This is a genomic window from Bacillus sp. AFS029533, from assembly GCF_002585125.1.
GTDB lineage: Bacteria > Bacillota > Bacilli > Bacillales > Bacillaceae_G > Gottfriedia > Gottfriedia luciferensis_B.
The window spans coordinates 68,622-93,302 of the sequence record NZ_NUQC01000025.1; the positions used below are offsets into that span (position 1 = coordinate 68,622).

Sequence of the window (24,681 nt, forward strand, 5' to 3'; positions counted from 1 at the left end):
GATTGATATGTTCGGTAATAATAACTTACAAGATATTATTCGTTATGTTGCTGGGTTCTTATTTGCACTTCAATTGTTACTAAATTCTTTTGGGTTTAAATTCCTAAATAATGAACAAATTGATGCTGTAATTAATGTAATTTCATTCCTTTTTATTTTATACTTCGGTGCTAAGCATAATTATTTAGGTAAAAAAGGACAAGCTCAAAAGGCTGTACTTCAAGAAGCAGGATTAGAAAAAACAAATAAGCAGACAAATTCGGATCAATAGATTACTTTATGTCTACTTTTTGATTGATTAGATTACAAATTTAAAGATTTGATTTGAGAGTGATTAAACATTGAGTCACTCTCAATTTTTTAGTCGAATTTATGCTACTTTTTAAGTAATATTTTCTATTTTTCACTATTTTTCCTCATATATTGATTTTAATTTTAGTAATCATATGGACTTTGTTATACATTGTAGAATTATTTTAAGTAGATTAGGTAGGAAAAATTTAACTTTATATTGAATGTTCTAAAAACACATATTTTTCAGGAGGATATCAAATGTCAGTAATTTTTACAAGTAAAGACATTTCAAAGAAATTAAAAATAGGTAAATCACGTGTAAGAGAGATTAGTAAGGAACTAGAAAAGAAAGAATATCATTTTACAAAGAACCAAGATACTAGGATCTATAATCAAAATGATTTTGAATTATTTCAAATGATTATTAAAGAGTACCACGAAAATGAAAATCTTTTACAATCAGTTGAATATGCTTTAAATTACCAGTCTCTTCAAAGTCAAACTGAAGTTCATGTAATTGAAACAACTACAATTGAGAATGAAATGACAGAAAATATCACCCCGAATATTCCTCTAGAAAATAACATACATAAAAATTTTGACATGAAGAATGACATCGAATTAATTGAAGTAAATAAGAATGATATTGTTGAAGATGTAAATACCCAAATTGAAACAGTTGATTCAGAATTAATTCAACATTCACTAATACTAGAAGAAGCAGCTTTAGAAGCGTCTGTATTCCAAGCAGAACAAATCGAAGTCGTAGAGAATAGTCAAATAACTTCACAAGATACAAAGCATATTGAAGAATCACTTTCTCAACTAGAAACAATTGATGAATGCGTAATGGAGCAACCTTTTTCACAAGATACTGAGAAGTTTGAAGACCAATTAGAAATAATTGAAGAAGTCGTAATAAAGCAATCGTTACAAAAAGAAGAGCATGTTACAGTTTCTGGTCCTTTAACAAATCAATCAGATCAAAATTCTGAGGATGAAGAAGTCCAAGAATATCGTTTTGAAGAAATGACTGTTGAACAAGTACTCGAAGAAAATAAAAAACTACCTGATGAAGTAGTTCTTTCAAAGTTTAATGAATCAAACGTAGTAACGGAACCAATCGTTTCAAAAGAGAATGTTACTACTTTTGTACCGACAAATTCTAATCAAATTATGTTTGAAGAGTTTATGTCCCAAATTACGAATCTAGCGTATCAAAATGAACAAATCCTAACTCAAAATCAAACATTAATCAAACAGAACTTAGAGAAGGATCAAAAGTTAGAAAAAATATTATATTCAGTTGAAGAAAAAAGTGAAGAGCTGCAAGGGTTAGCAACAGTAATTGAAGAAAAAGATGAAAAATTAGAGCAAATGTTTGAAGAAATTAAATCAAAAGAATCTGGTCGAGATGCTCAATTAATGAGGATGATTAGAGAATTACAGGAAACAAAGAAGATGGTAGCTGCCTCAAAGGAAAGAGACTGGAAAAATGCAATTAAATCACTCTTTTTTAAACCTAAATCTGTAAAATAATTCGTTTATTATTTAGCACTTTTACTACATTATGAAAATGAAAGATTTTTAGTTTGAAAAGAGAAGGGAATTTTCCCTTCTCTTTATTCTTTCATTATACCTCTTCACTCTGTTCTTGATGATAAGCTGGTAAGACAATATGAACTTCAGTTCCTTTGCCTTCTTCACTTAAATACTCAATCGTTCCCTTATGAGCTTCAATAATACTAAAAGTAACCATTAGTCCTAGACCTGTTCCTTTTTCTTTTAAAGAATAAAAAGGTTGTCCTAAACGATCCAATTGTGCTTTTGACATACCTACTCCATTATCTTTCACAACAATTCGTATGTACTCTCGATCTCTTTCTTTCTCAATATTTGCTTCAATTTTAATATAGCCTTTCGTGTCCTTTATAGCTTCTACACCATTTTTTAGAACATTAATGATTGCTTGTTTAAGCTTAGCGCGATCTCCGACAGTATACATATCCTCATTTACATTTACTTGTAAGAAAGCACCCTGTAGTGAGGCGTAACTTGACATTAATGTTGTTACTTCATTCAGCTGTTCTGTCATATTGATTATTTTCTTTTCCTCAATTTGAGGTCTAGCTAAGTTTAAATAATCTGAAATGATATTTTCAGCTCGGTCTAGTTCAGCTAATACAAGTTTCATATATTCTCTATTCGTTCCACTTTCTTGATTCTCAATTAACTGAATGAAACCCCTTACAACCGTTAATGGATTTCTCACTTCATGAGCTACACTCGCCGCAAGTTCACTCACCATATTTAATTTCTCTGATTTCTGCATTTGTACGCGAATTTCAGCATTTTCAAATAAAAACTCTCTTAAATAAACATGAAACAGCATTGTAATTGTTAAAACAGTAAAAAATATGCACGCCGAAAAAATTGTTTGATCTGATTGGTACTCTTTTATACCATTTACCGTTGCTTCATAATAAAGCAAACAGACCATACTGAACGAAAATAAAATTGGCATTAAAATACTTAAAGCAAATTTCTTCCTTTTAGAAAAACTAACCCAATGTGGTGAAACAATAAATGGTAAGATACACGAAATCACTTCAAATGGAAAAGATTTCAAAGATGCTAAACCATATAGCAAATACACAAAAATTGCTTTCGTTAAAATAATAATCGTTCCGATCAATCTTCCACCATATAAAATAGATGAATAGATTAATAAAATACTAAAAGTAATAGCCATGCTTTCACTAATGTGAATTGGGTAAAGCAAGCAAATAAAAATATTAAAAAAAGTTAGCAATCCAACTAATATTCTATTTTGTTTCGGGCTTGTATTGTGGTATCTACTAAGCCAGAACATTTCGTATAAAAAGACCGGAATGATTATGATTGCAAATTGAATTAATAAATCTTTTAATTGCAGCATTAAAGTGTCCCCCACCCCTTCTTTCAACAAATTATAACATAGTTATTTAAACTTCTAATTATTAATACAAAAAATTCAAAAAAAACATTTCTACATAGAACGTCACATTATTACAAAGTATTCTAAAATATAAGAAAAGTCGTCAAGCTTAAGTGCTTAACGACTTAAAACCAACCTTTTCTTTTAAAAAATATGTACATTAGGATCGTAACAAATCCCATTAAAATTAAGATAAATAAGTATCCATATTTCCATGTTAATTCCGGCATATAGTGGAAATTCATTCCATATAAACCTACGATAAACGTTAGTGGTAAAAAGAAAGATGATATTATTGTTAGTGTTTTCATAATATTATTCATTTTTTCTGAGCTTAATGAAAAATAGCTTTCTCGAATATCGGAAGCTAAATCTCGATTCGTCTCAATCATATCCGAAAGCTTCATTAAATGATCGTGTATATCTTCAAAATAAATTCGATGTTCAGATATATCTTTAAATCGATTTGAATTAAGAATTCGATATAATAAATCACGAGTTGGTAAAATCGTCCTTCTTAATTTCGATAAATCAGATTTAATATCATATAATCTTTCTACAGCATTATTTACTTGTTTCTTTAATGGATCAATTTCTAAGTCTGATAGTTCATCCTCTAAACGATAAATTAGTGGAAAATAACTATCAACAAGCTCATCAATAATTCGATGCGTTAAATGAAGTGGACTCTTCGAAGCTCGACGGTCTGACATTATATTCTCTAAAACTTGTTGTACGGTCGGACTTTTATGGATATGAAATGTGACAACATAATGATCACTTACAAAAATATCTAGTTCCGTCTCCTCTAAGTCTTTTTTATTTAATTCGTGCAAAATTAAAAAATGATATCCTTCATAGTAGTCAAGTTTAGGTCGTTGTACATATTCCAAACAATCTTCAATCGCTAAAGGATGAAAATTAAATTCGGTTGATAAAAGTTGAATCTCATCTTCAGTCGGTTCATCAATGTCTACCCAATACCATAAGTAATTATTTGATTTTGCATCTGCTATTGTAATATTACGATCGATTACTTTATTTTTTGTTATTCCTATTACTTGTAACAAGTTACTCACCTTCTTTAGGCAATCAAATTATTTCACTACTAAATACTTTTTTTATTATATGGTAAAATGAAGAAAATTTCATTGAATAGTTCGATTAAAAAGTTTAATTTTAATATAAAAATAATAAGTAGAGGGATTTAAAATGAACAAATATATAAACGAAAGTGTAAAAGAAATTCAAATCTCCGGTATTAGAAAATTTGCCCAAAAAATCGAAAAATATGACAATGTCATTGCATTAACATTGGGTCAACCTGATTTTCCAACTCCAGCACCTATTAAAGAAGCTGCTATTCATGCAATTAATCAAAATCAAACAGTCTATACTCCTAATGCAGGACTGCCTGCACTTAGAAATGCTGCTTCTAATTTTTTAAAGAAAAAATATTCTTTATCATATGATCCATCGAATGAAATAATCGTTACAGTAGGAGCTAGTCAAGCACTCGATGTTACATTCAGGACGATCCTTAATGATGACTGTGAGGTTATTCTTCCTGCACCAATCTATCCTGGCTATGCACCAATTATTCAAACATGTGGTGCAAAACCAGTTTTTGTCGATACATCTAATAGTGGTTTTAAAATTACACCTGAATTATTGGAAGAACAGATCACTGAAAAAACACGTTGTATTGTTTTACCTTATCCAAATAACCCAACAGGCGTCACATTAACGAAAGAGGAACTTGAGAATTTAGCTAACTACTTATCTCAGAAAGACGTATTCATTTTATCAGATGAAATATATAGTGAGCTGACATATGATACGACTCATACTTCAATTGCTAGTTACCCTGGTATGAGAGAAAAGACAATTGTCATAAACGGTCTTAGCAAATCACATTCGATGACTGGTTGGAGAATTGGTTTTATCTATGCGCCTGCTTATTTAGCTCAGGAAATCTTAAAAGTGCATCAGTATAACGTATCATGCGCTACATCAATATCTCAATATGCAGCAATTACAGCATTAACTGATTGCATTGATTCTCCAATTGAAATGGCAAAGGAATATAAAATAAGACGTAATTATATGATTGATCGATTAGAAAAGATGGGCCTACCTTGTATTAAGCCAGAAGGTGCATTTTATTTATTCCCATCAATTAAAGAATTCAATATGCCTTCCATGGAGTTCGCACTAAATCTAGTAGAAAAACATAATCTAGCGGTTATTCCAGGAGAAGCTTTTTCTGAATATGGAGATTCATTTATTCGATTATCATATGCTTATTCAATGAAAGAACTAGAAATTGCATGTGACCGATTAGAAGAGTTTGTTACTAGTCTTAGAAATTAAAATAAAAAAGCAGGGGTGGATTATTTGATCCTCCCCTGCTTTTTTATCTAGCTTGTATTACTCTTGTTTTAAATAACAAGTCCTGAATTGTTTTATGGTCTTTTCTAAATAACATTAAATAGACATTAACTATTAATGGTACACCTAAAAATAGAACTGATATTCCTGCTATAAAGATAAAACGTATGAAAAATAGTATCATTGTCGTTTCTTCATAGTTATCTTTTATCATTTTAATAGCTAAAAATCTTTGACCAAATGTCATCCCTTTATTAAATTGTGGAACAACTACAAATAATATGATCATAATAATTGAAATAACGATTAAATCGACCGTTGAATTTCCTGATGTAGAATTAAAACGACTTAATATCTTCTCAGGATTCATCGTAATAATAGCAATAATGATCCCATAAGCTACTGAAACGATAAACGTATCGAATAAAAACGCACTTAATCGTTGATAAAACTTTGCAAGTTGAAAATTTTGCACTTGTTAACCTCTATTCATTAAATTATTGAATGTGGTGAGACGGATCGTATAAAGTATAAAGTGCTTGCGTTCCTTTTTCATCTAAACCATTTTTAGACAGTTCATCGTAGCATTTTTTTGCAAGGAAAAGTCCTGGTAGATTTAATTCCATCTTTTCAGCTTCTTCAATTGCGATTCCCATATCTTTTATAAAATGTTTAATATAGAATCCCGGCTCGAAATCGCCTCTTAAAACACGAGGTGCTAAATTAGATAATGACCAACTACCCGCTGCACCCGTAGAAATACTTCCTAATACTTTTTCACCGTCTAAACCTGCTGCTTTCGCATATGCAAGCGCCTCACAAACTCCTAACATACCTGAAGCTATTGCAATCTGATTACACATTTTTACATGTTGTCCACTACCAGCATTTCCATGATATGCAATATTTTTTCCTAAAACATCAAATAATGCGGACATTTTATGAAAAGTTTCTTCTTCTCCACCAACCATAATGGCTAATCTAGCTTCTCTTGCTCCTAAATCTCCACCTGACACAGGTGCATCTAATGAAGACATACCTACTGATTTTGTTAGCTCATCAATTTTTTTAGCTAAAGTTGGTGTCGAAGTTGTAAAATCGATAAATGTTGTCCCTTTTGCAGCTGATTGGATGATCCCATTGTCGCCAAAATATACTTCCTCTAAGTCACTTGGATAGCCGACCATCGTACAAATAACCTGACAATTTGGTGCTAATTCTTTAGGTGTATCATACCAAGTTGCACCTAAATCAATTAATTCATTTGCTTTTTCTTTTGTACGGTTATAAATATGTAATTTTGCACCTGCATTGATTAAATGCTTTGCCATACTTTTACCCATAACGCCAATACCGATAAATCCAACTTGTAAATCTTTTAAATTAATTGCTTCCATATTACACACTCCTCTTTTAATATCCATAAATAAACTAACATAAAAAATATTAATAAAAAAGCCTGAGCTATTCTTATAAAAAAATAAGCAAACTAAACCTTATTTCAAATTAAATTTAGGTTATTTCAACACTAATTTGTTGACTCTAATAATGGAACTATCTATATTTAAAAAGTACATAAAAATGTATCTAATGCACCTAATTTTTGGAGGTATTTTCATATGAAAAATGAACAATTTTTTGAAATGATTAAAGAACGAAACTCTACTCGAGTATTCGATTCTTCTACTGAAATCAGTAGCAGCGAAATTACTGAACTTCTTGATGCTGCAATGACTGCACCATCTGCTTGGAATTTACAACATTGGAAATTCGTTGTATTCCATGGTGAAAACGCGCAAGGTAAATTATTACCTGTTGCATATAACCAAGGTCAAGTTAAAGATGCTTCATGTGTAATTGCTGTATTAGCCGATACACAATCAGCAAAAAATGTTGACTTAGTTTTCGGACCTGCAGTGGAAGCTGGTTTTATGACTCAAGAAGCAAAAGACAAATTAAAAGCAAACGTTGAAAATGCTTATGCAACAGAACAACGTAATCGTGAACAAGGGATCTTGAACTCTTCTCTTGCTGGTATGCAATTAATAATGGCTGCTTCTGCAAAAGGTTGGAACACTTGTGCAATCGGTGGATTTAACGAACAAGCGTTTAAAGAAACTTTCTTAACTGGTGATCGCTATATTCCAACAATGTTGATTGCCATTGGTAAAGAAAAAGTACCTGGACATCATACTACGCGTTTTTCTGCAAAAGAAATGTCTATTTGGATTTAATCATAAATGAAAAGTAAAAGGGATTCTGACAAAAGTCGGAGTCCCTTTTATGTCATTACGATTCATTAACAATGGTGCTCAACAGTAATGATTAATTTCTTAAGTAATTCTAGAGAAGAATCAATTGCTAATGAATAATATCTATGTGTGCCTTTTTGCTCAATTAGTACTAATTGATTATCACGTAATATTTTTAAATGATGTGATATAGCCGGTCTAGATAATGAAGTTTTTTCCGTAATTTCATTAACAGTTAGCGCTTCACCTTCTGATAACATTAAAATGATATCCTGTCTATAAGGATCGCTTAACGCTTGGAACAAGGGAATACATTCTCTAAATACTTCAATTGCTTCTTTACTCAAATCTCCACCTACTTTTATTATGCAAAAATAATCTTATTCGTTTAATAATTTAAACACACACTAAATTAAAGAAGCGAATTTGTCAACAGTAGGAATTTTTCAATCCGGTTGGTCATTATCCTGACTTGATATATTAAAAATAAAACAACAGGTTTCCCTGTTGTTTTATTTTAGATGCTATTTACTAAGTTAACAACTTCTTCAGCAGTAGACATAGATAAAGCTTTTTCAGCTAATATCTCCATTTCAGCTTTAGAAAGTTTAGCCATTTGACTACGAGCAGGTAGGATTGAAGTAGCACTCATAGAGAATTCATGTAAGCCTAATCCAACAAGTAAAGGAATAGCTAATGCATCTCCAGCCATCTCTCCACACATTCCAGCCCATTTGCCTTCTTTGTTTGCAGCATCGATTACCATTTTAACTAATCTTAAAATAGATGGGTTATATGGTTGATATAAATATGAAACCTGTTCATTCATTCGATCCGCAGCCATTGTATATTGGATTAAATCGTTTGTCCCGATACTAAAGAAATCAACTTCCTTAGCGAATACATCTGCTAGAACAGCAGAAGCAGGGATTTCTACCATCATACCAATTTCGATATTGTCTGAGACTTGAACATTTTCTTTTACTAACTGTTCTTTTTCTTCTAATAAAACAGCCTTTGCTGCTCTGAACTCATCTAATGTTGCAATCATCGGGAACATAATTTTTAAATTGCCATACACACTAGCACGAAGTAATGCACGTAATTGTGTACGGAATATATCCTTCTGATCTAAACATAAACGAATCGCTCTGTAGCCTAAGAATGGGTTCATTTCTTTTGGTAAGTGTAAATAAGATAATTCTTTATCTCCACCGATATCTAGTGTTCTTACTACTACCGGTTTATCACCCATACTTTCAAGAACTGATTTGTATGATTCAAACTGCTCTTCTTCTGATGGGAAGTTATCACGTCCCATATATAGGAACTCAGTACGGTAAAGACCAACACCTTCACCACCATTATTGATAACGCCCTCTACATCATTCGGTGTACCAATGTTAGCTACTAACTCAACATGATGTCCATCTTTCGTTACAGTTGGCTCATTTTTCAGTTTTGCCCATTCAACTTTTTGTAGCTCGAATTTTTCTTTTTTAGCTTTATACTCTTCTAATTCTTCGTTTGAAGGATCTACTATTACATGACCATCTAATCCATCAACAATGACCATTACGCCATTTTCGATTTTACTTGTTACTTCTTTTGTCCCTACAACAGCAGGAATTTCAAGAGAACGAGCCATAATAGCTGAGTGAGATGTACGACCACCAATATCAGTTGTAAAACCTAAAGCATATTTACGGTTTAATTGAGCTGTATCAGATGGTGTTAAATCTTCTGCAATAATAATTACTTCTTCAGTAATATTTGCAGGGTTAGAAATCGTAACGCCTAAAAGATGCGCCATTACACGTTTCGTAACATCGCGGATATCTGCAGCACGTTCCTTCATATATTCATTATCCATGCTTTCAAACATTTGAACGAACATTGAAGCAACTTCATTCATAGCAAAATCAGCATTGATACTTTCAGACTTAATTTTATCTTTAACTGGGTTAACTAGCTCTGGATCATTTAAAACTAAGATGTGTGCAGAAAAGATTGCAGCTTTATCTTCACCAAGTTCAGCATTCGCGTGATCACGAATTTTTTCTAATTCAGTGTTAGAAACTTGAATTGCATTGTCAAGTTTAGCAATTTCAGCATCAATATCTGAAATTTGTTTTTTAACAATGTTTAATTCAGGATTTTCTAAGCGAAATGCTTTTGCAATTGCAATTCCACTAGAAGCTGCAATACCTTTAATATGTAAAGACATTATTCGCCTAAACCTTCTTTTTTCATTGTATCATCGATTGCAGCAATCGCTTGTTCTGCATCTTCACCATTAGCGCTAATTTTGATCTCAGTTCCTTGTTGAATTCCTAAAGACATTACACCCATGATTGATTTTAAGTTAACTGTTTTACCATTATACTCAAGATTGATATCAGAATTAAATTTACCTGCTACATTTACTAATAATGTTGCTGGACGAGCGTGGATTCCAGAATCAGCTGTTACTTTAAAAGTTTTTTCCATAATAATTTATCTCCTTTGTGATTAAATCTACATTTTTGGTATAGACGTTTGGCCTACTATAAATATTCTATTAAAAGGGGTGCATAGTGTCAACTATACTACCCCTTTTAAAATCAAACATTTTTCGTCTATTTAATTAGATTTATTTAATCTTAATGATGCCTACTTCACCTTTTGATTGCTTACCTGGTTTTTCAATAACAACTTGTTGTCCTTCAGCTAAGTTTGTAAATACAACAGGTGTAATTGTAGAAGGTGCATTTTCACGAATAAAGTGTAAATCAATTTTAACTAATTGTTGACCTTTTGTTACTTTCTCACCTTGTGATACCAGTACTTCAAAGCCTTCACCATTTAGTTTTACAGTATCAATACCAATATGGATTAAAATTTCTTTTCCACCATTTGATAAAATACCAATCGCATGTTTTGTTGGGAATACATTTACGATTTCGCCATCTACTGGAGATACAACTGTACCTTCTGAAGGAATAATCGCAAATCCATCGCCCATCATTTTTCCAGAAAATACCTGATCTGGTACTTCTGTAATTGGGATTATTTCCCCTTCAATTGGATTAATAATCGATTCTTCAATAGTAGTATCTACCGCTGAAGCTGTTTCTTTATGTGCTTCTTGACTAACAACTGGAGTTTTTCCAGTCATAATGTCTTTAATTTGTGATTTTAATGTATCTGATTTAGGTCCAAAAATTGCTTGAATATTATTTCCAACTTCAAGAACTCCAGCGGCACCTAGTGCTTTTAAACGATCTTTATTTACTTCATCTTTTGCATTTACTTGTACTCGTAAACGTGTGATACATGCATCTAATGAAGAAATATTACTTTTCCCACCTAATGCTTGTAAAATTTCATAAGGTAATTCATTAGCTGGAGTATTACTTGTAGTATCTTCAGCGATTGCATCCTCACGACCTGGCGTTTTTAAATCCCATTTTCTAATTGCAAATCGGAAACCGAAGTAGTAAATAACTGCTAATACTAAACCGACGATGATTACCCACCACCAGCCAGTTCTATTCGGTAGAACACCGAATAATAAGTAGTCAATTAGACCACCTGAGAAAGTCATACCAATTTTAACATTTAATAATTGCATTACCATAAATGATAAACCAGCAAAGATTGCATGAATTCCGAATAATACTGGTGCAACAAATAAGAATGAGAACTCAATTGGTTCTGTAATACCTGTTAAGAAAGAAGTTAATGCAGCTGATGCTAGAATACCACCAGCGATTTTTTTGTTTTCTGGTTTCGCTTCGTGATACATAGCCAAAGCTGCAGCCGGTAAACCAAACATCATGAATGGGAATTTACCTACCATGAATGTACCAGCTGTTAATTTTACTCCGTCTTTTAATTGTGCGAAGAAGATTTTTTGATCTCCGTGAACAACCATACCTGTTTTATCAGTATATGAACCAAACTCAAACCAGAATGGTGCATAGAAAATATGATGTAAACCAAATGGTATTAAAGAACGTTCAATAACACCAAAAACGAATGCCGATAACGTTAAATTCGCATCGATCATATTATGCGAGAATGCGTTTAAGCCATGTTGAATTGGTGGCCAAATGAAACACATTAAAATTCCAAGTACTACTGAGAATGCTGCTGTAGCAATTGGAACAAATCGTTTACCTGCGAAGAAACCTAAGTAAGAAGGTAAATCAATTTCAAAGTATTTGTTATAAGCCCAAGCAGCTACTAAACCAACGATAATCCCACCAAATACACCTGTTTGAAGTGTAGGAATACCTAATACAAACGCATAGGATGGATCATCAAATTTGGCAATATTTAAAGCTTTATCTAAAACGACAAAATGTCCAATATCCCTGAACACACTCATTGTTTTATTCATAATCAGGAATCCAACGATTGCTGCTAAACCTGCAACACCTTCTCCTCCTGCTAAACCAACGGCAACACCTACTGCAAATAATAATGACAGATTACCAAAAATGATGTCACCTGATTGTTCCATAACTTTTGCTACTAGTTGGAACCAGTGCGCGTCAAGAAATGGTAAGTACTTTAATGTTTGTGGATTTTGAAATGCATTACCGAATGCAAGTAACAATCCAGCAGCTGGTAAAATTGCAACTGGAAGCATAAGCGCTTTACCAACTTTTTGTAAAACTCCAAAGATTTTCTTAAACATTGTCTTCCTCCTTTTATCCAAACAAAAAAGGCATGAGCAGAAAAAATGAGATTATTGAATCCTGGATATAGTTTCCCCTACCCAAGTATAATAATTCACATTTTTTCAACTCATGCCTGATCGAATCAGTAACACGTTTAATGTGTACAATATTCAATTATGTTTTTTTTATGATTTCGCTTTCATTATATCTATAGATTTTAAAAATTTCAAGCCAAATTACCTATTTTTTTTAATCTTTATTAACTATTTTATAAAAGCGCTAAATTGCTCTTTAGGCTTATTGTATTATTTATTAATTTTACTCTGAACAAGTCGTTCTAAGTGTAATGTTAAGTATATTACTTCGGCTTCACTTGCTTGTTTATTTAATGAAGCTTGGATTGACTTTAAAATTTTCCATGCTAAATCATAGCATACTGGGTATTCTTTTTTTAATATTATACCCAAAGCTGGTGACTCTTCAGATGAATTACCATGAAATATACGGTCAATTAAAAATCGCAAATGACGAACTAACCTTGAATAATGAATACTTTCTTTATCAATTTCAATTTTTAAATATTCTTCTATATAGATTACTAAATCTTTAATAATCTGAGAGAACTTATTTACATCCGATACTACTTCCATCGATAAATTACTAACGATATGAAGCGTTACAAACCCTACTTCTTCGATCGGTAAATTTATATCTATTTCTTTATTTATCAAATCAATCACTTCTTGTGCAATTTTAAAATACTCTGGATACATTGCTTTCGTTTCTTGTAAGAAAGGATTATCAACATTATAGCCTTCTCTAATACGTTTGATCGCAAATATTAAGTGGTCTGTTAACCCAATATGAATTTGCTCATTTAAAGTACATCCTGTTCTTTCAGAAATTAAATAAATCGCCTGCTGCAGTGTACCCATTAATTTTTCATCCATAAAGTTGATTAATGATTTATATTGTTTTTGTTTTTGTTCATCTTTTAAGATAAACATTTTTTCTACTACACCTTCGGAAATTAAATCTCCTCTAGTTTTATTAAAACCGATTCCTTTACCTAGCAAAACTACTTCGGTATGATCGGGATTTTTCGCTATTAAAACATTATTATTAAGAACCTTTTTGATTGTATAACATACTGACATCTCTGACATTTTTTTTATCACCCCCAAGTTTAAAAAATCGCTTTTATATCATAACATAATTTTTCTGAAAAAGTTAAAACGCAGTTTAAGTTTCATAAAATAATCATATTTTTTTGATAATCTATTATAGTAGGATAGAATATAAAAGTATAAATATAAATTGAGTAGGTGTTAAGAAAAATGATTAAGTTATTTGTTAGTGACCTGGATGGGACGATGTTTCACCAAGGTCAACTATTCGAACATGATGTAGAAGCATTAAAAACCCTTTTAGATCGTGGTGTTTTATTATGTTTTGCTTCAGGACGTTTAGATTATGAAATCGTAAAAATTATGGAAAGCTTGGAAGGTAATTTTCACCGTATTAGTATGAATGGAACTTATATTTATTCAAATGATGGCGAAGCATTGTTAGATGCAACATTCCATCCAAGTATAATCGATAAAGTTTACGAAATGATTTCACACGATAAATTTTTAATCTATGTAGCTGATAATTCAACATACTATATCGAAGAGAAAACGGATTTAGTTAGAGAAATTGAAAAGAACTCTAGCATGAATGCAGTTGAATTAAAAACACTAAAAAACGATTTAGGTAAATCGATTACTCCAAAAAAATATGTAGTGTTAGGTGAAGATGAAGACTTACTTGAGCTACAAAAAGAATTACAAAAAGAACTGCCTGAATTTGTCACTTCTTTTATTTCTGCTAAAAATTGTTTAGATATCGTTCCAGTAAACGTAAGTAAAGGTTCAGCAATTCAAATACTAATCGAAAAATTAGGAATTAAACCTGATGAAATTGCTTGTATAGGTGATGCATACAATGATATCTCAATGTTTGAACTAACTCCTAATAGCTTTGCGATGGAAAATGCTGACGATGAAGTTAAGAAATATGCTTCGTATATCGTTCCTTCAGTAGCCGAAGCAGTTAAAATTGTTTTACAAATTAAGTAAAAGGAAAGGGTGCTACTAGGAGCACCCTTTTTCTTATTGAAATATAATTTATGGTAGTTTTTTTGATTTCTTCATACTATCTCTTCTTGAATGGTACCCTTTATTTGCAGTTTCCCTGAATTTAATTGCAGATTTGACATTTTTATTTGCAGATTTACATATTTTAATTGCAGTTTCGGCTTTTTTATTTGCACTTCCACACATTTAATTGCAGTTTCAGCAGCCATTTTATTTGCACACCCGCTGACTTGGCATCTAACAATTAAAAAAGAGTGCTTAAAAAAGCACTCTTTTTAACGGTCTATATCAATAGTAAAACGATAGCGATCAGCTCGGTAAATACAGCTTACATATTCAAGTGGGATACCCTCATTAATAAACGTTACTTGGTGTAATTCTAATGCAGGAGAATCCTCCGCTACCTCAAGAATTAATGAATCTTTTTCTGTCATTAAAGATGCTTTAATCCATTTTGTGGCTTTTTTAATAGAATAACCTAATGTAACTTCAAAATATTCATATAAGGAATGATTCAATACTTTTTCATCAATTCGATTTACTAATTTTTTTGGCAGGTATGTTGTTTCGATTGCAATTGGATGATCATTTGCTAAACGACATCTCTCAATTTTAAAAATTTCAGAACCACTTTCAATTGATAACACTTCGGACAAATATTCATCAGCTTCAATCGTAGAAAAGCCAAGTAGTTTATTTGTAGGGGTCAATCCTATGGATGTTATATCCTCAGAAAAACTCCTTAATGATTTTAGTGATTCCTCAACTTCAATCCCATCTTTTACCGATACAAACGTCCCAATTCCACGTTTCCGACTTATTAATGATTCCTTTACAAGATTATTTAATGCTTGTCTTATTGTCATCCTGCTTACATTTAACATCTCACTCAATGTTTGCTCAGAGGGAATTCGCTCACCAGGCTTCCATTCTCCTGAGTTAATTTTAAGCTTTAAAATCTCTTGTATTTGAAAATAAATCGGTAACGGTGAATTTTTATCTAGTTTTAACATTATTTATTACAAAGTGAGTATGCTTCTTCATCAACAACAATCGTAACATTGTTGTGGTTTTGGAGTGCAGTAGCAGGACAGTTAATATCTAATTTTCCATTTAACATTTCCTTAACTGCTTCAGCCTTTTTGATGCCTGAAGCTACTAAAATAATTTCTTTCGCTCTCATAATAGAACCAATTCCCATCGTTACTGCATGTGTTGGGACATCTTCTTCGTTCTCAAAATAAATTTTATTTGCGTTACGAGTTGATTCAGTAAGCTCTACAATATGAGTAGGTGTATCGAATGGTGTACCAGGCTCATTAAATGCAATATGACCATTCTCACCAATTCCTAAAAGTTGTAAATCTACAGGATGCTTTTGTAGTAATTCCTCATAATTTTTACAAGCTTCTTCTAAATTTTTTGTATTTCCATTTGGTAAATGGTTTTCTTTAAAATTTAAATGGTTAAAAAGTTGTTCTGCCATGTAAGTGTGGTAGCTTGTTTGATCATCTTCAGCAAGTCCAACATATTCGTCCAGATTTACAGTAATGACGTTTGACACTTCTGGTTTATGAATACGGAAAAGTTCATAAATACCTAGTGGAGATCCACCTGTAGCTAATCCTAATGTGAATTCCGCTTTTCCTTCAAATGCCTTTACCATTTTTTCATATGCTACTTTTGAAATTTCTTCTGCATTTTTTACTACGATTACGTTCATAAAGTCACCTCATTCATATTTTTACCTTGTCTAGTTGTATCAATAACGAAGAAATCCGGAGTCATTTGCACAAAATCAGCGTCTTTACCTGGTTCTAATACACCCTTATGCTTAAGACCAAACTCTTCAGCTTGGTTTATTGATGTCATTTGTACTGCTTCTTCAGGACTACAGCCAGTAAATGCCATAATATTTCTGAATGCATCATCCATTTTCAAAATACTACCCGCTAGCGTTCCGTCTTCTAATCTTGCACTTTTATTTTTCACAAAAACAGGTTGTCCACCTAATTCATATTTGCCGTCTTCTAACCCTTTTGCTCTCATCGCATCAGTAATTACACTTATTTTTTTAGCACCTTTTAGGCGATAAGCAAGTTTTACCATATCAGGATGAATATGAATTCCATCAGGTATCATTTCTACCATTACTCGGTCATCAAGTAATACATGTCCAACTGTTCCTGCTTCACGATGATGCATTGGCCTCATTTGGTTGTATAAATGTGTCGCGTGGAATATATTTCTACCTTCAAAATCTGAACGGATTGCATCAGAGTGACCTACTGTGCCAACTACGTTTGTGCGTTCTAGCTCTTTTTCTAACTCTTTTGCACCTTCAACCTCAGGTGCATAAGTAACTAATTTGATTAATCCACCAGAAGCTTCTTGCCATTCTTTGAATAGTTCAACGTCGGGATTAATAATGTATTCTAAAGGCTGTGCTCCAGCTTTATTTTTATTAACAAACGGTCCTTCTAAATGAATATATTCAAAGTGAGCACCAAGTTTTTTAGCCTCGTTTAAAGACTTTAAAGCATTTTTAATATTTTCTTTAGATTGTGTCATTGTAGTCGGGAAGAATGTTGTTACCCCTTCCTTCATCATTTCTTTACTCATCGTTACCATTGAGTTTGGATCAGCATCCATTGCATCGACATCATATGCTCCATGAATATGGACATCAATCATTCCAGGAATAATAACTGTTCCTTTTCCATCAATTATTTCTTCACTTGCATTTTCATAACCATTCATATGACCAACAGAAGAAATTTTTTCATCGTATCGAATATAACCATCTTCAATTACTTCTGTACCTGTATAAATTTTTACATTAATAATTGATTTCATTTACTCTCCTCTTTCCTTTGCTTAAGAAGTCTTCGCCAATACCCCTAATATAGAAAGTAGTGTTTACTTAATCATCTTTCACATTCATTTATATAAGTACCTTGATTTCTTCATAACTATTTTATGATATATACTCCTAGTTGTCTATACTACTTATGAACAATTAACAAAAACGTCACAAATAAAGAAGTATTGGTTCCTGTCCTTCAAGGATCTACCAATACTTCTTCTTTTTCTATATATAAACTATGACCATTTGTTGATAATTCGATATCTCCGTATTGGTCCGTTGTATATTGTTTAATTCCTAGGTGATTTAACCTCTTCATTACTGACCGATGTGGATGACCAAATAAGTTAAATTTATCATATGAAAGGATTGCGACTGTAGGATTTACAGCAAATAAAAACGCTTCTGAAGTTGATGTTGATGATCCATGATGCGGAATTTTTAGTACTTGAGCATTGATATTCTCATTTTTAATTAATCTTTTTTCAGTTTGTCTTTCAATATCACCAGTTAATAAAATTGAAATGTCATTATATTTAACCTTCAATACAATTGAACTGTTATTATTTGTATACGTTTTTTTCCCGCTATTTAAAACCGTAATATCTACATTAGGGTCAAGCATTACTTTTTCATTTAACCTTGCGATACTAATTGGAATATTCTTCTGGTACGCTTCTTTCTTATATAAATAATAAGAATGTGAATTATATTTTTTTCCACTATCCAATATTTTTGTTATCTTAACTTTATTCATTACTTTTAATAACCCACCAATATGATCGATATCTGGATGCGTACTGACTAATAGATCTATCGCATTTATATGTAGTCGTCTCAGTTTTTTTATAACGACTCCTCCATGTTCAACATCTCCTCCATCGATCAGTACAGTCTTACCATTGGGTAAAATCATAACCATGCTATCTCCTTGACCTACATCAAAAAAATAAATTAATAACGGGTGAGTAATATAGCCGTAATTTGTTGTTCTTGCTTCACTATTTAAGTTATTACTAAAAAAAGCAGTAAAAAAAATAAAGATAGAAAATATGAGAGAGTATCGTTTTCGATTTTTGTTCATTCACACTTCCTCCTAACAATATTTTCTCATAGCCATTTCAAAAGTATGTATGATGCATATAAAAATAAGTTGGATATTGAGTATACTTCAAATTGAAATTGTGATTCAAATCAGTGTTAAAATTCAGTCCAATGCAAACAAAAAACTGTAAGCAATTTTTCGCTTACAGTTTTTTTAGTTACTCAAATACTTCCTCTAGCTTTTTTACTACTAATAAGGAGTCACTAACTTGTATAGTCGTTTGATTTGTAATATAAACTCCGTGCATACCTAATTTTAAAGCAGGTGAAATTTCATTAATGAAATTATCACCGATTGATACAATTTCATGTGGCATAACATTGAACTTATTCATGATATTTTTAAAATGGTTTTCTGTTTCTAATGGCTTCTTACCATCCGTAATTTCTAGATGAAATAAATCATTTAAATTAAGTAACTTCAATAATCTAGTTACATCTTCTCGATCAGAGTTCGTTAACAATACTAATTTTTTTGAATCCTTAACTTTTTCTAAAGCCTCTTTTAATCCTCTTATATATGGAATATTAAACTCTTTTGTTGCCATATACTCTTTTGTTTTATCATAACAGTGATATACGTCTCTTGCACCGTAGTGATAACTTGCTACTAAAGGAATCCACCAACCATCACCTACTGGGATATATGGTAATTCATAATTAATCTTTTCAAGATAATTCTCTGGAAGTTCGTCTTTAGAAAGTAGCTGCCCTTCCCAAGTAAATACTTGTATTGGCTTTAATGTAATTGGATCTAACGATATGATTAAATCATTTTCTGAGTCATAAATTTTTCCAATTGTTAATGCATGGTCATAATCTTTTATTTTTTTATAATCCTTTAAAAAAGAATCACGCTTTTCTGAACTTATTTCATTAGTTAATAATTTCGCATAGTAATCGTAGTGCTCAGTACCATCATACAAAGTACCATCTAAATCAAAAACTAATACTTTTGAATTCATTAATAAATTATGCATTTCCTACTCCTTAGCTGTCTTTGTCTTTTACGTCTAAAATAAAATCAAATGATTTTTGCTCGTCATTTAATTTAAATTCATAAAATATTTTATACATACCTGCTTCAGGTAAATCAAGTTCATAGTTTACTTTTGAATGATTATTAGAATTACGAATTAACTTAAAATATGTTCCTTCTTCATTCATAATATAAAATTGCTGATCTGTAAATTTAGAACGTTTACTAAATTGATCAAAATCAAAGGTAATTTTACTCTTAGTTTTTGGAAGAATTGAAGTATATAGTAGGGATACTCTATAATCATCGGTCTTTTTCGTTAAAATAGCTGTCGGAAAAACTTCTTCTTTTCTGTCCTTTTGTTTTTGGAAAATTTTTGTATCAAGCGTTTGGTTATTTAAAAATATACTAACATAATATGGAGTGTCTTTCTTAAAGGAATATTTAAATGTAAATTGATTACTTCCATTATATACTGGTTCAATGACTTTATAAGTTTTTAATTGATCTGTCGTAATAAATATCCTGATTTTTTCACGTTGTAACACATTCAAAGTTCTAGAGGTTACGGTTACTTCTTGTGAGTTTTTTTTAGTCGTAAGATTCCATTTTACCTTTTGAACTTTTAGTTGGCTAACCTGGTTACCACTTGATAATATACTATGATTAACTAGGCGATTGCTAATTAATAGAATAATTAATATAGCTATACATAAAGCTGCTATAAAACGAGATTTCATAGATCATTCTCCCTTAACTAGTTAAAATTAATTATTTTTAGTTATTTTAAGAAAGCTGAAATTTAATTGTAAACTCTTTCATTATTTTATCACCTGTGCAATAATTAAAATTCGCCATAAATTATCTGTATTGGTTAATTTTGTCTATGAATATTTCTATATTTAATATGTACTACGTCCATCTTACTTTTTCCTTTATGTAGCATACAAATAAGAATGTTTTTTATTTAAATGTAGAAACTAACATACTGATAATGGATGGGCTATTTACACATAGTTTTAAGGAGGAACATTAAATGAGTATACATATTGGTGCCGAACAAGGTGCAATTGCTGATAAAATTCTATTACCTGGGGACCCATTAAGAGCAAAATATATCGCGGAAACATTTTTAGAGGATGTTGTTTGTTATAATGATGTACGTGGAATGCTTGGATTTACTGGTACATATAAAGGCCAAAAAATTTCCGTTCAAGGTACTGGAATGGGAGTACCTTCAATCGGTATTTATGTAAATGAACTGATTAATAGTTATGGTGTAAAAACTTTGATACGCGTTGGTACATGTGGTGGACTTCAAAAAGATGTAAAAATTCGTGATGTCATTATTGCGATGACGACTTGTACAGATTCAAATATGAATCGTCAAACATTCCCTGGTTTCGATTATTCTCCATGTGCTAGCTTTGATTTATTAAAGAAAGCGTATGATGGTGCAGTGAATAAAGGGTTAAATGTTAAAGTAGGAAATATTTTAACTTCAGATCTTTTCTATCGAGATAATATGGACATGTATGAAAAATTAGCTAATTATGGAGTTCTTGCTGTAGAAATGGAAACTACTGCATTATACACAATCGCAGCAAAACATAATGTAGATGCACTTACTGTTTTAACTGTAAGTGATCATATCTTCACTGGTGAAGAAACATCTGCACAGGAAAGACAAACTACTTTTAATGACATGATTGTCATCGCATTAGATGCAGCAATCGCTCAATAGATTTAAAAAAACCTGGGATTATGATCTCAGGTTTTTTAGCTTTTAAAATATACTTTTTATCAAAATAAAAAAAAGCCCAGAATATTCTCTTTCCGGGCTCTTTAATACCTAAAATTTAAATTTCTAAAAAATTAGTGACCAAATGACGTTTTAATACCACTTTTCCTCCATTCAAAGGTACAATAGCTATATCGAAAATCAAATTAAGGATGGTAAGGAATGAAGAAACAGCAATCAATTTTATTTTTCACCTGGATTGTAAGTATTATTGCAACACTAGGTAGTTTATCATTTTCAGTAATTAATCATTGGACACCTTGTTCATTATGCTGGTATCAGCGAATTTTTATGTACCCAATCGTTTTTATATTAGGAATCGCTTTTTATAAAAATAAAATAAAAGATGTTATTTATGTTTTACCTTTATCATTAATAGGTATGTGTATTTCAATCTATCATATTTTAATTCAAAAAGTTCCTGCACTGAAGGAAACAGCAACCCAGTGTGGTCCGGTCCCTTGTACTGGCGATTATTTAAATTGGTTTGGATTCATTACAATTCCAATGTTGGCATTTGTTGCATTCCTACTTATTAATGTTTGCTGCATAACTCTTTTACGAAAATCTAATTAAAATAATTCAAGCTGCTCGGTTGAGGATGGTCCAAATTCAATACCTAGCAGCTTCATTAATTGTTTAGCATTATCCGCTGCATCTCCACCAGAGTTATTATTAAACAGTATACAAATTTCTTTTGTGTTTTTTGATAACTGTTCAATTCGTTCTACCCATTCGTATAATTCTTCTTCATTATATCGATATAAATAACGTACTTCACGCCAATTATCTTGTCCATTATGATTCCATCCGTATTCATTTCGACCATGGAAACGGATTAAAGTTAAATTTGGATTCGTAGGATGTAATACGATAGGTATACTTCCATTACCCGCTTGTGGCTCATCACAAATTGAATGAATCCATCCTTCATCCCCCATAAACTTCAACGTTTGCTCATAAAACGTAGGATAGAACCATGTCTGATTACGAAATTCTAAAATTGCAGGAAGACCTTTTAGTTTACTTTTCAAAGTTCTTAATAATTCAACATTTTCTTTTTTACAATTAAACCATGGTGGAAACTGAAATAATATACCTTTTAATTTATTCGCTTCAATTAAAGGCTGGATTGATTCCAAAAATGGCGTCAACAGTAAAATTTGTTCCTCTTTAGAATAGTTTTGCCTTGAATGGCCTGTGATTCCACCATACGCTTTAACGATAAATGAAAAGTCAGCTGTTGTTTGATTTACCCATTTTTGATAGTTTGATTGTGGCATAATACTATAATAGGAAGAATCAATTTCAACAATTGGAAAATGCATACAATATTGTCTCAATTTTTTTGAAGAGTGAATCCGATCTGGGTATAAACTATCATGATCGCCCCACCCAGTAACTCCAATTTTTATTTCCATACTTCTCTCCCACTAGTTCTTTCATTACTAATTAATTATTTCTAATTTTCATTAAAATAAACGAATTAGTTTGATATAATGACTACAGTATAATCTTATTTTAGTAGAAATTGGAGTATAGTGTAAATGATTAACGAGACAGTACAAGAATTAAAGAATAAAATAACCGAGCTTGAAGAAAAAGTAAAATCGTATGAAACAATTTTAAATTCAATAACTTCCGGATCTATATTTTCAAATGAAACTCGTGAATTATCCAATTCAAATCATTTAACTAGAAATACAAGTTTATGTAATACAAATAATGAAACAATTCCATTACATACTAAATTCTCTAACTTTTTATCTAATAGTCGAAGAACTTTGCAATCCATCTACGATGCTTTACCGCATCACATAGTATTTATCGATAAAGATGGGATCATCACGCTATATAACCAACAAGTTGCAATTGATTTTAAAATTACTAAATACGAATTAATCGGACGGCATATTAGAAATTTATTAAAAATAGACGATAAAGACATTTGTTTACTACAAACACTTTATTCAGGTGAAGAATTTTATAATAAGGAAATTTTAAATATTAACTATGGCATTATCAATACTCGCATCATTCGTGATATCAATGGAGAAATTTCAAGAGTAATTGGTGTATTTCATAATTTAAACGAGGCAAGGGATTCTGAAAAGCTAGCAATGTCAGGTAGAATTGCTGCAGGTATAGCCCATGAAGTCCGCAATCCACTTACAACTGTTAGAGGTTATTTACAATTCTTGCAAGAAGAAGCTCCACCTCAATATAAACAATTGTTTAATGATTTATTGATTCCAGAATTAGATAGAGCAAATGGAATCATTACTGACTTTTTATCGATTACAAAGAATGCCAACTATAAACCAGAGCCTATTAATATCAATGATTTTTTATCGAATCACATAAAACAACTATTATTTAGCGAGACTGTTTTAAATAATGTTAATATTGAATACTACCTATCTGAGGAATTAATAGGAGCACATATTTTCTTTGATAAAAACCAACTTGTACAAGTTATTTTAAATTTATTTCATAATGCATTAGATGCAAAAAAAGATGGTCTGCTTACAATTATCATTTCAACTTATATTGATAAGGATTTTATTTATATCGCATTAAAAGATGATGGATCAGGAATTCCACCTTCCGATTTACCATATATATTTGATCCGTTCTTCTCAACTAAAGATGAAGGTACTGGACTAGGTTTACCTTTAACTAAAAAACTAATCCAAAATCATAACGGTACTATATGCGTAAAGAGCGATAATAATGGAACTACTTTTACAATTATATTACCAATTAAATAATTTTTTTCAGAGTGTTGAAATATAAAATGATTAATTGGTAAAACGGATGGTAAATCAAAATTTATTTAACGAGAAATGCTCTATTAATGGTTTTTAATGCTAATATGTTTAAGCAGTTTTATAATATCAACCAATAATTGTAATTGTTCATTCTTGAGAAGGAAAGATATTTAAGGCTAATTGTTAGAAAAACCAGGTTCAAATAAGTTATGTTCGATAGTAATTGACCTACTAACTGTTTAATAAAACAACTGGTAGTTTACTCTAAGTAAAGGCTATTTGATTAGAATTTATATTAGACTTTTTTTTGATGAATAAGTTGATTGGAACTAAAGGGGTGCTCGACTCCTATGGGATTAGCGGGAAGGCTGAGACCCCGCAGGCTTGCCGAGGAGGCTAAAGAATCCCGCCCCATGGAAAGCGAGCATCCTGTAATGGAAA

At 31.4% G+C, this 24,681-nt stretch carries 25 protein-coding genes; 8 read left to right on the forward strand and 17 right to left on the reverse strand.

Annotated elements, in window-relative coordinates; translation table 11 throughout:
* Positions 1 to 7: 7 nt before the first annotated feature.
* Together COE53_RS14810 and COE53_RS14815 are read left to right on the forward strand one after the other, a co-directional pair.
* A complete protein-coding gene (locus COE53_RS14810) occupies positions 8 to 271 on the forward strand; it encodes a phage holin (RefSeq protein WP_025568645.1) in 264 nt (87 codons plus the stop codon).
* A gap of 281 nt (positions 272 to 552) precedes the next feature.
* Positions 553 to 1,833 (forward strand): DUF3967 domain-containing protein, encoded by a 1,281-nt coding sequence (locus tag COE53_RS14815; protein WP_069035527.1) that lies wholly within the window; start codon positions 553 to 555, stop codon positions 1,831 to 1,833.
* Positions 1,834 to 1,927: 94 nt separating this feature from the next.
* Here the strand turns inward: COE53_RS14815 and COE53_RS14820 are convergent, their stop codons facing one another.
* Positions 1,928 to 3,232 carry a sensor histidine kinase gene (locus COE53_RS14820; RefSeq protein ID WP_025568643.1) on the reverse strand — a complete coding sequence of 435 codons (1,305 nt, stop codon included), beginning with the start codon at positions 3,230 to 3,232 and terminating at the stop codon, positions 1,928 to 1,930.
* Positions 3,233 to 3,396: 164 nt separating this feature from the next.
* On the reverse strand, positions 3,397 to 4,341 hold the full coding sequence (corA, locus tag COE53_RS14825) for a magnesium/cobalt transporter CorA (RefSeq protein ID WP_069035526.1): 945 nt from the start codon (positions 4,339 to 4,341) through the stop codon (positions 3,397 to 3,399).
* A 142-nt stretch (positions 4,342 to 4,483) separates the two neighbouring features.
* On the opposite strand from corA, the gene COE53_RS14830 reads away from it, so the two are divergent.
* A complete protein-coding gene (locus tag COE53_RS14830) occupies positions 4,484 to 5,644 on the forward strand; it encodes an aminotransferase A (protein ID WP_098948332.1) in 1,161 nt (386 codons plus the stop codon).
* A gap of 43 nt (positions 5,645 to 5,687) precedes the next feature.
* On the opposite strand, the gene COE53_RS14835 is transcribed toward COE53_RS14830, so the two are convergent.
* Both COE53_RS14835 and COE53_RS14840 read right to left on the reverse strand, forming a co-directional pair.
* Positions 5,688 to 6,137 carry an RDD family protein gene (locus tag COE53_RS14835; protein WP_025568640.1) on the reverse strand — a complete coding sequence of 150 codons (450 nt, stop codon included), beginning with the start codon at positions 6,135 to 6,137 and terminating at the stop codon, positions 5,688 to 5,690.
* A 22-nt stretch (positions 6,138 to 6,159) separates the two neighbouring features.
* Entirely contained in the window at positions 6,160 to 7,050 is an 891-nt protein-coding gene (locus COE53_RS14840) for an NAD(P)-dependent oxidoreductase (protein ID WP_098948339.1), read from the reverse strand.
* A 231-nt stretch (positions 7,051 to 7,281) separates the two neighbouring features.
* Here COE53_RS14840 and COE53_RS14845 point away from each other — a divergent pair, with 231 nt between their 5' ends.
* Entirely contained in the window at positions 7,282 to 7,896 is a 615-nt protein-coding gene (locus tag COE53_RS14845; RefSeq protein ID WP_098948333.1) for a nitroreductase family protein, read from the forward strand.
* A gap of 65 nt (positions 7,897 to 7,961) precedes the next feature.
* Here COE53_RS14845 and COE53_RS14850 read toward each other — a convergent pair whose 3' ends face one another.
* From COE53_RS14850 to glcT, 5 genes are all read right to left on the reverse strand, one after another.
* A complete protein-coding gene (locus tag COE53_RS14850; RefSeq protein WP_098948334.1) occupies positions 7,962 to 8,261 on the reverse strand; it encodes an ArsR/SmtB family transcription factor in 300 nt (99 codons plus the stop codon).
* Between the two features lie 170 nt (positions 8,262 to 8,431).
* Positions 8,432 to 10,141 (reverse strand): phosphoenolpyruvate--protein phosphotransferase, encoded by a 1,710-nt coding sequence (ptsP, locus tag COE53_RS14855; protein WP_069035521.1) that lies wholly within the window; start codon positions 10,139 to 10,141, stop codon positions 8,432 to 8,434.
* Entirely contained in the window at positions 10,141 to 10,404 is a 264-nt protein-coding gene (locus COE53_RS14860; RefSeq protein WP_025568635.1) for a phosphocarrier protein HPr, read from the reverse strand. The genes ptsP and COE53_RS14860 overlap by 1 nt, the downstream gene beginning before the upstream one ends.
* 142 nt (positions 10,405 to 10,546) lie before the next feature.
* The gene (ptsG, locus tag COE53_RS14865; protein WP_069035520.1) at positions 10,547 to 12,598 is read right to left on the reverse strand and encodes a glucose-specific PTS transporter subunit IIBC; all 2,052 of its coding nucleotides are present in this window, start codon (positions 12,596 to 12,598) and stop codon (positions 10,547 to 10,549) included.
* Between the two features lie 288 nt (positions 12,599 to 12,886).
* The gene (gene glcT, locus COE53_RS14870; RefSeq protein WP_069035638.1) at positions 12,887 to 13,738 is read right to left on the reverse strand and encodes a glucose PTS transporter transcription antiterminator GlcT; all 852 of its coding nucleotides are present in this window, start codon (positions 13,736 to 13,738) and stop codon (positions 12,887 to 12,889) included.
* Positions 13,739 to 13,918: 180 nt separating this feature from the next.
* On the opposite strand from glcT, the gene COE53_RS14875 reads away from it, so the two are divergent.
* Positions 13,919 to 14,701, forward strand: coding sequence for a Cof-type HAD-IIB family hydrolase (locus COE53_RS14875; RefSeq protein ID WP_069035519.1), 783 nt, complete (start codon positions 13,919 to 13,921; stop codon positions 14,699 to 14,701).
* A gap of 71 nt (positions 14,702 to 14,772) precedes the next feature.
* Here the strand turns inward: COE53_RS14875 and COE53_RS24025 are convergent, their stop codons facing one another.
* The 7 genes from COE53_RS24025 to COE53_RS14905 all read right to left on the reverse strand — a co-directional run bounded on the left by COE53_RS24025 (position 14,773) and on the right by COE53_RS14905 (position 20,408).
* The gene (locus COE53_RS24025) at positions 14,773 to 14,928 is read right to left on the reverse strand and encodes a hypothetical protein (protein WP_175403538.1); all 156 of its coding nucleotides are present in this window, start codon (positions 14,926 to 14,928) and stop codon (positions 14,773 to 14,775) included.
* Positions 14,929 to 14,994: 66 nt separating this feature from the next.
* Positions 14,995 to 15,732: a GntR family transcriptional regulator gene (locus COE53_RS14880; protein ID WP_069035518.1), complete on the reverse strand. Its 738-nt coding sequence runs from the start codon at positions 15,730 to 15,732 to the stop codon at positions 14,995 to 14,997.
* Positions 15,732 to 16,442 (reverse strand): glucosamine-6-phosphate deaminase, encoded by a 711-nt coding sequence (gene nagB / locus COE53_RS14885; protein WP_069035517.1) that lies wholly within the window; start codon positions 16,440 to 16,442, stop codon positions 15,732 to 15,734. The genes COE53_RS14880 and nagB overlap by 1 nt, the downstream gene beginning before the upstream one ends.
* Entirely contained in the window at positions 16,439 to 17,575 is a 1,137-nt protein-coding gene (nagA, locus tag COE53_RS14890; protein WP_069035516.1) for an N-acetylglucosamine-6-phosphate deacetylase, read from the reverse strand. The genes nagB and nagA overlap by 4 nt, the downstream gene beginning before the upstream one ends.
* Positions 17,576 to 17,781: 206 nt before the next feature.
* Positions 17,782 to 18,669, reverse strand: a complete 888-nt coding sequence (locus tag COE53_RS14895) for a ComEC/Rec2 family competence protein (protein ID WP_098948335.1) — start codon at positions 18,667 to 18,669, stop codon at positions 17,782 to 17,784.
* A gap of 178 nt (positions 18,670 to 18,847) precedes the next feature.
* The gene (locus COE53_RS14900) at positions 18,848 to 19,669 is read right to left on the reverse strand and encodes an HAD family hydrolase (RefSeq protein ID WP_098948336.1); all 822 of its coding nucleotides are present in this window, start codon (positions 19,667 to 19,669) and stop codon (positions 18,848 to 18,850) included.
* A 10-nt stretch (positions 19,670 to 19,679) separates the two neighbouring features.
* On the reverse strand, positions 19,680 to 20,408 hold the full coding sequence (locus COE53_RS14905; RefSeq protein ID WP_098948337.1) for a hypothetical protein: 729 nt from the start codon (positions 20,406 to 20,408) through the stop codon (positions 19,680 to 19,682).
* 296 nt (positions 20,409 to 20,704) lie between these two features.
* Here COE53_RS14905 and deoD point away from each other — a divergent pair, with 296 nt between their 5' ends.
* The gene (gene deoD / locus COE53_RS14910) at positions 20,705 to 21,412 is read left to right on the forward strand and encodes a purine-nucleoside phosphorylase (RefSeq protein ID WP_069035513.1); all 708 of its coding nucleotides are present in this window, start codon (positions 20,705 to 20,707) and stop codon (positions 21,410 to 21,412) included.
* 219 nt (positions 21,413 to 21,631) lie between these two features.
* Entirely contained in the window at positions 21,632 to 22,045 is a 414-nt protein-coding gene (locus COE53_RS14915; RefSeq protein WP_069035512.1) for a disulfide oxidoreductase, read from the forward strand.
* Here the strand turns inward: COE53_RS14915 and COE53_RS14920 are convergent.
* Positions 22,042 to 22,890 carry a DUF72 domain-containing protein gene (locus tag COE53_RS14920; RefSeq protein ID WP_098948338.1) on the reverse strand — a complete coding sequence of 283 codons (849 nt, stop codon included), beginning with the start codon at positions 22,888 to 22,890 and terminating at the stop codon, positions 22,042 to 22,044. The two genes, COE53_RS14915 and COE53_RS14920, sit on opposite strands and share 4 nt — an antisense overlap.
* A gap of 126 nt (positions 22,891 to 23,016) precedes the next feature.
* Between COE53_RS14920 and COE53_RS14925 the strand changes: the two genes are divergently transcribed.
* Positions 23,017 to 24,240 (forward strand): two-component system sensor histidine kinase NtrB, encoded by a 1,224-nt coding sequence (locus COE53_RS14925; protein ID WP_069035510.1) that lies wholly within the window; start codon positions 23,017 to 23,019, stop codon positions 24,238 to 24,240.
* The last annotated feature ends 441 nt before the right edge of the window (positions 24,241 to 24,681 follow it).

What these genes read in the sequence shown, in the direction of transcription:
- COE53_RS14810 (WP_025568645.1), top strand. Translation starts at nt 8, where the DNA reads ATGTTCGGTAATAATAACTTACAAGATATTATTCGTTATGTTGCTGGG.
- COE53_RS14815 (WP_069035527.1), top strand. Translation starts at nt 553, where the DNA reads ATGTCAGTAATTTTTACAAGTAAAGACATTTCAAAGAAATTAAAAATA.
- COE53_RS14820 (WP_025568643.1), bottom strand. Translation starts at nt 3,232, where the DNA reads ATGCTGCAATTAAAAGATTTATTAATTCAATTTGCAATCATAATCATT.
- COE53_RS14830 (WP_098948332.1), top strand. Translation starts at nt 4,484, where the DNA reads ATGAACAAATATATAAACGAAAGTGTAAAAGAAATTCAAATCTCCGGT.
- COE53_RS14845 (WP_098948333.1), top strand. Translation starts at nt 7,282, where the DNA reads ATGAAAAATGAACAATTTTTTGAAATGATTAAAGAACGAAACTCTACT.
- ptsP (WP_069035521.1), bottom strand. Translation starts at nt 10,141, where the DNA reads ATGTCTTTACATATTAAAGGTATTGCAGCTTCTAGTGGAATTGCAATT.
- COE53_RS14860 (WP_025568635.1), bottom strand. Translation starts at nt 10,404, where the DNA reads ATGGAAAAAACTTTTAAAGTAACAGCTGATTCTGGAATCCACGCTCGT.
- ptsG (WP_069035520.1), bottom strand. Translation starts at nt 12,598, where the DNA reads ATGTTTAAGAAAATCTTTGGAGTTTTACAAAAAGTTGGTAAAGCGCTT.
- glcT (WP_069035638.1), bottom strand. Translation starts at nt 13,738, where the DNA reads ATGTCAGTATGTTATACAATCAAAAAGGTTCTTAATAATAATGTTTTA.
- COE53_RS14875 (WP_069035519.1), top strand. Translation starts at nt 13,919, where the DNA reads ATGATTAAGTTATTTGTTAGTGACCTGGATGGGACGATGTTTCACCAA.
- COE53_RS24025 (WP_175403538.1), bottom strand. Translation starts at nt 14,928, where the DNA reads ATGGCTGCTGAAACTGCAATTAAATGTGTGGAAGTGCAAATAAAAAAG.
- COE53_RS14880 (WP_069035518.1), bottom strand. Translation starts at nt 15,732, where the DNA reads ATGTTAAAACTAGATAAAAATTCACCGTTACCGATTTATTTTCAAATA.
- nagB (WP_069035517.1), bottom strand. Translation starts at nt 16,442, where the DNA reads ATGAACGTAATCGTAGTAAAAAATGCAGAAGAAATTTCAAAAGTAGCA.
- nagA (WP_069035516.1), bottom strand. Translation starts at nt 17,575, where the DNA reads ATGAAATCAATTATTAATGTAAAAATTTATACAGGTACAGAAGTAATT.
- COE53_RS14895 (WP_098948335.1), bottom strand. Translation starts at nt 18,669, where the DNA reads ATGAACAAAAATCGAAAACGATACTCTCTCATATTTTCTATCTTTATT.
- COE53_RS14900 (WP_098948336.1), bottom strand. Translation starts at nt 19,669, where the DNA reads ATGCATAATTTATTAATGAATTCAAAAGTATTAGTTTTTGATTTAGAT.
- COE53_RS14905 (WP_098948337.1), bottom strand. Translation starts at nt 20,408, where the DNA reads ATGAAATCTCGTTTTATAGCAGCTTTATGTATAGCTATATTAATTATT.
- deoD (WP_069035513.1), top strand. Translation starts at nt 20,705, where the DNA reads ATGAGTATACATATTGGTGCCGAACAAGGTGCAATTGCTGATAAAATT.
- COE53_RS14915 (WP_069035512.1), top strand. Translation starts at nt 21,632, where the DNA reads ATGAAGAAACAGCAATCAATTTTATTTTTCACCTGGATTGTAAGTATT.
- COE53_RS14920 (WP_098948338.1), bottom strand. Translation starts at nt 22,890, where the DNA reads ATGGAAATAAAAATTGGAGTTACTGGGTGGGGCGATCATGATAGTTTA.
- COE53_RS14925 (WP_069035510.1), top strand. Translation starts at nt 23,017, where the DNA reads ATGATTAACGAGACAGTACAAGAATTAAAGAATAAAATAACCGAGCTT.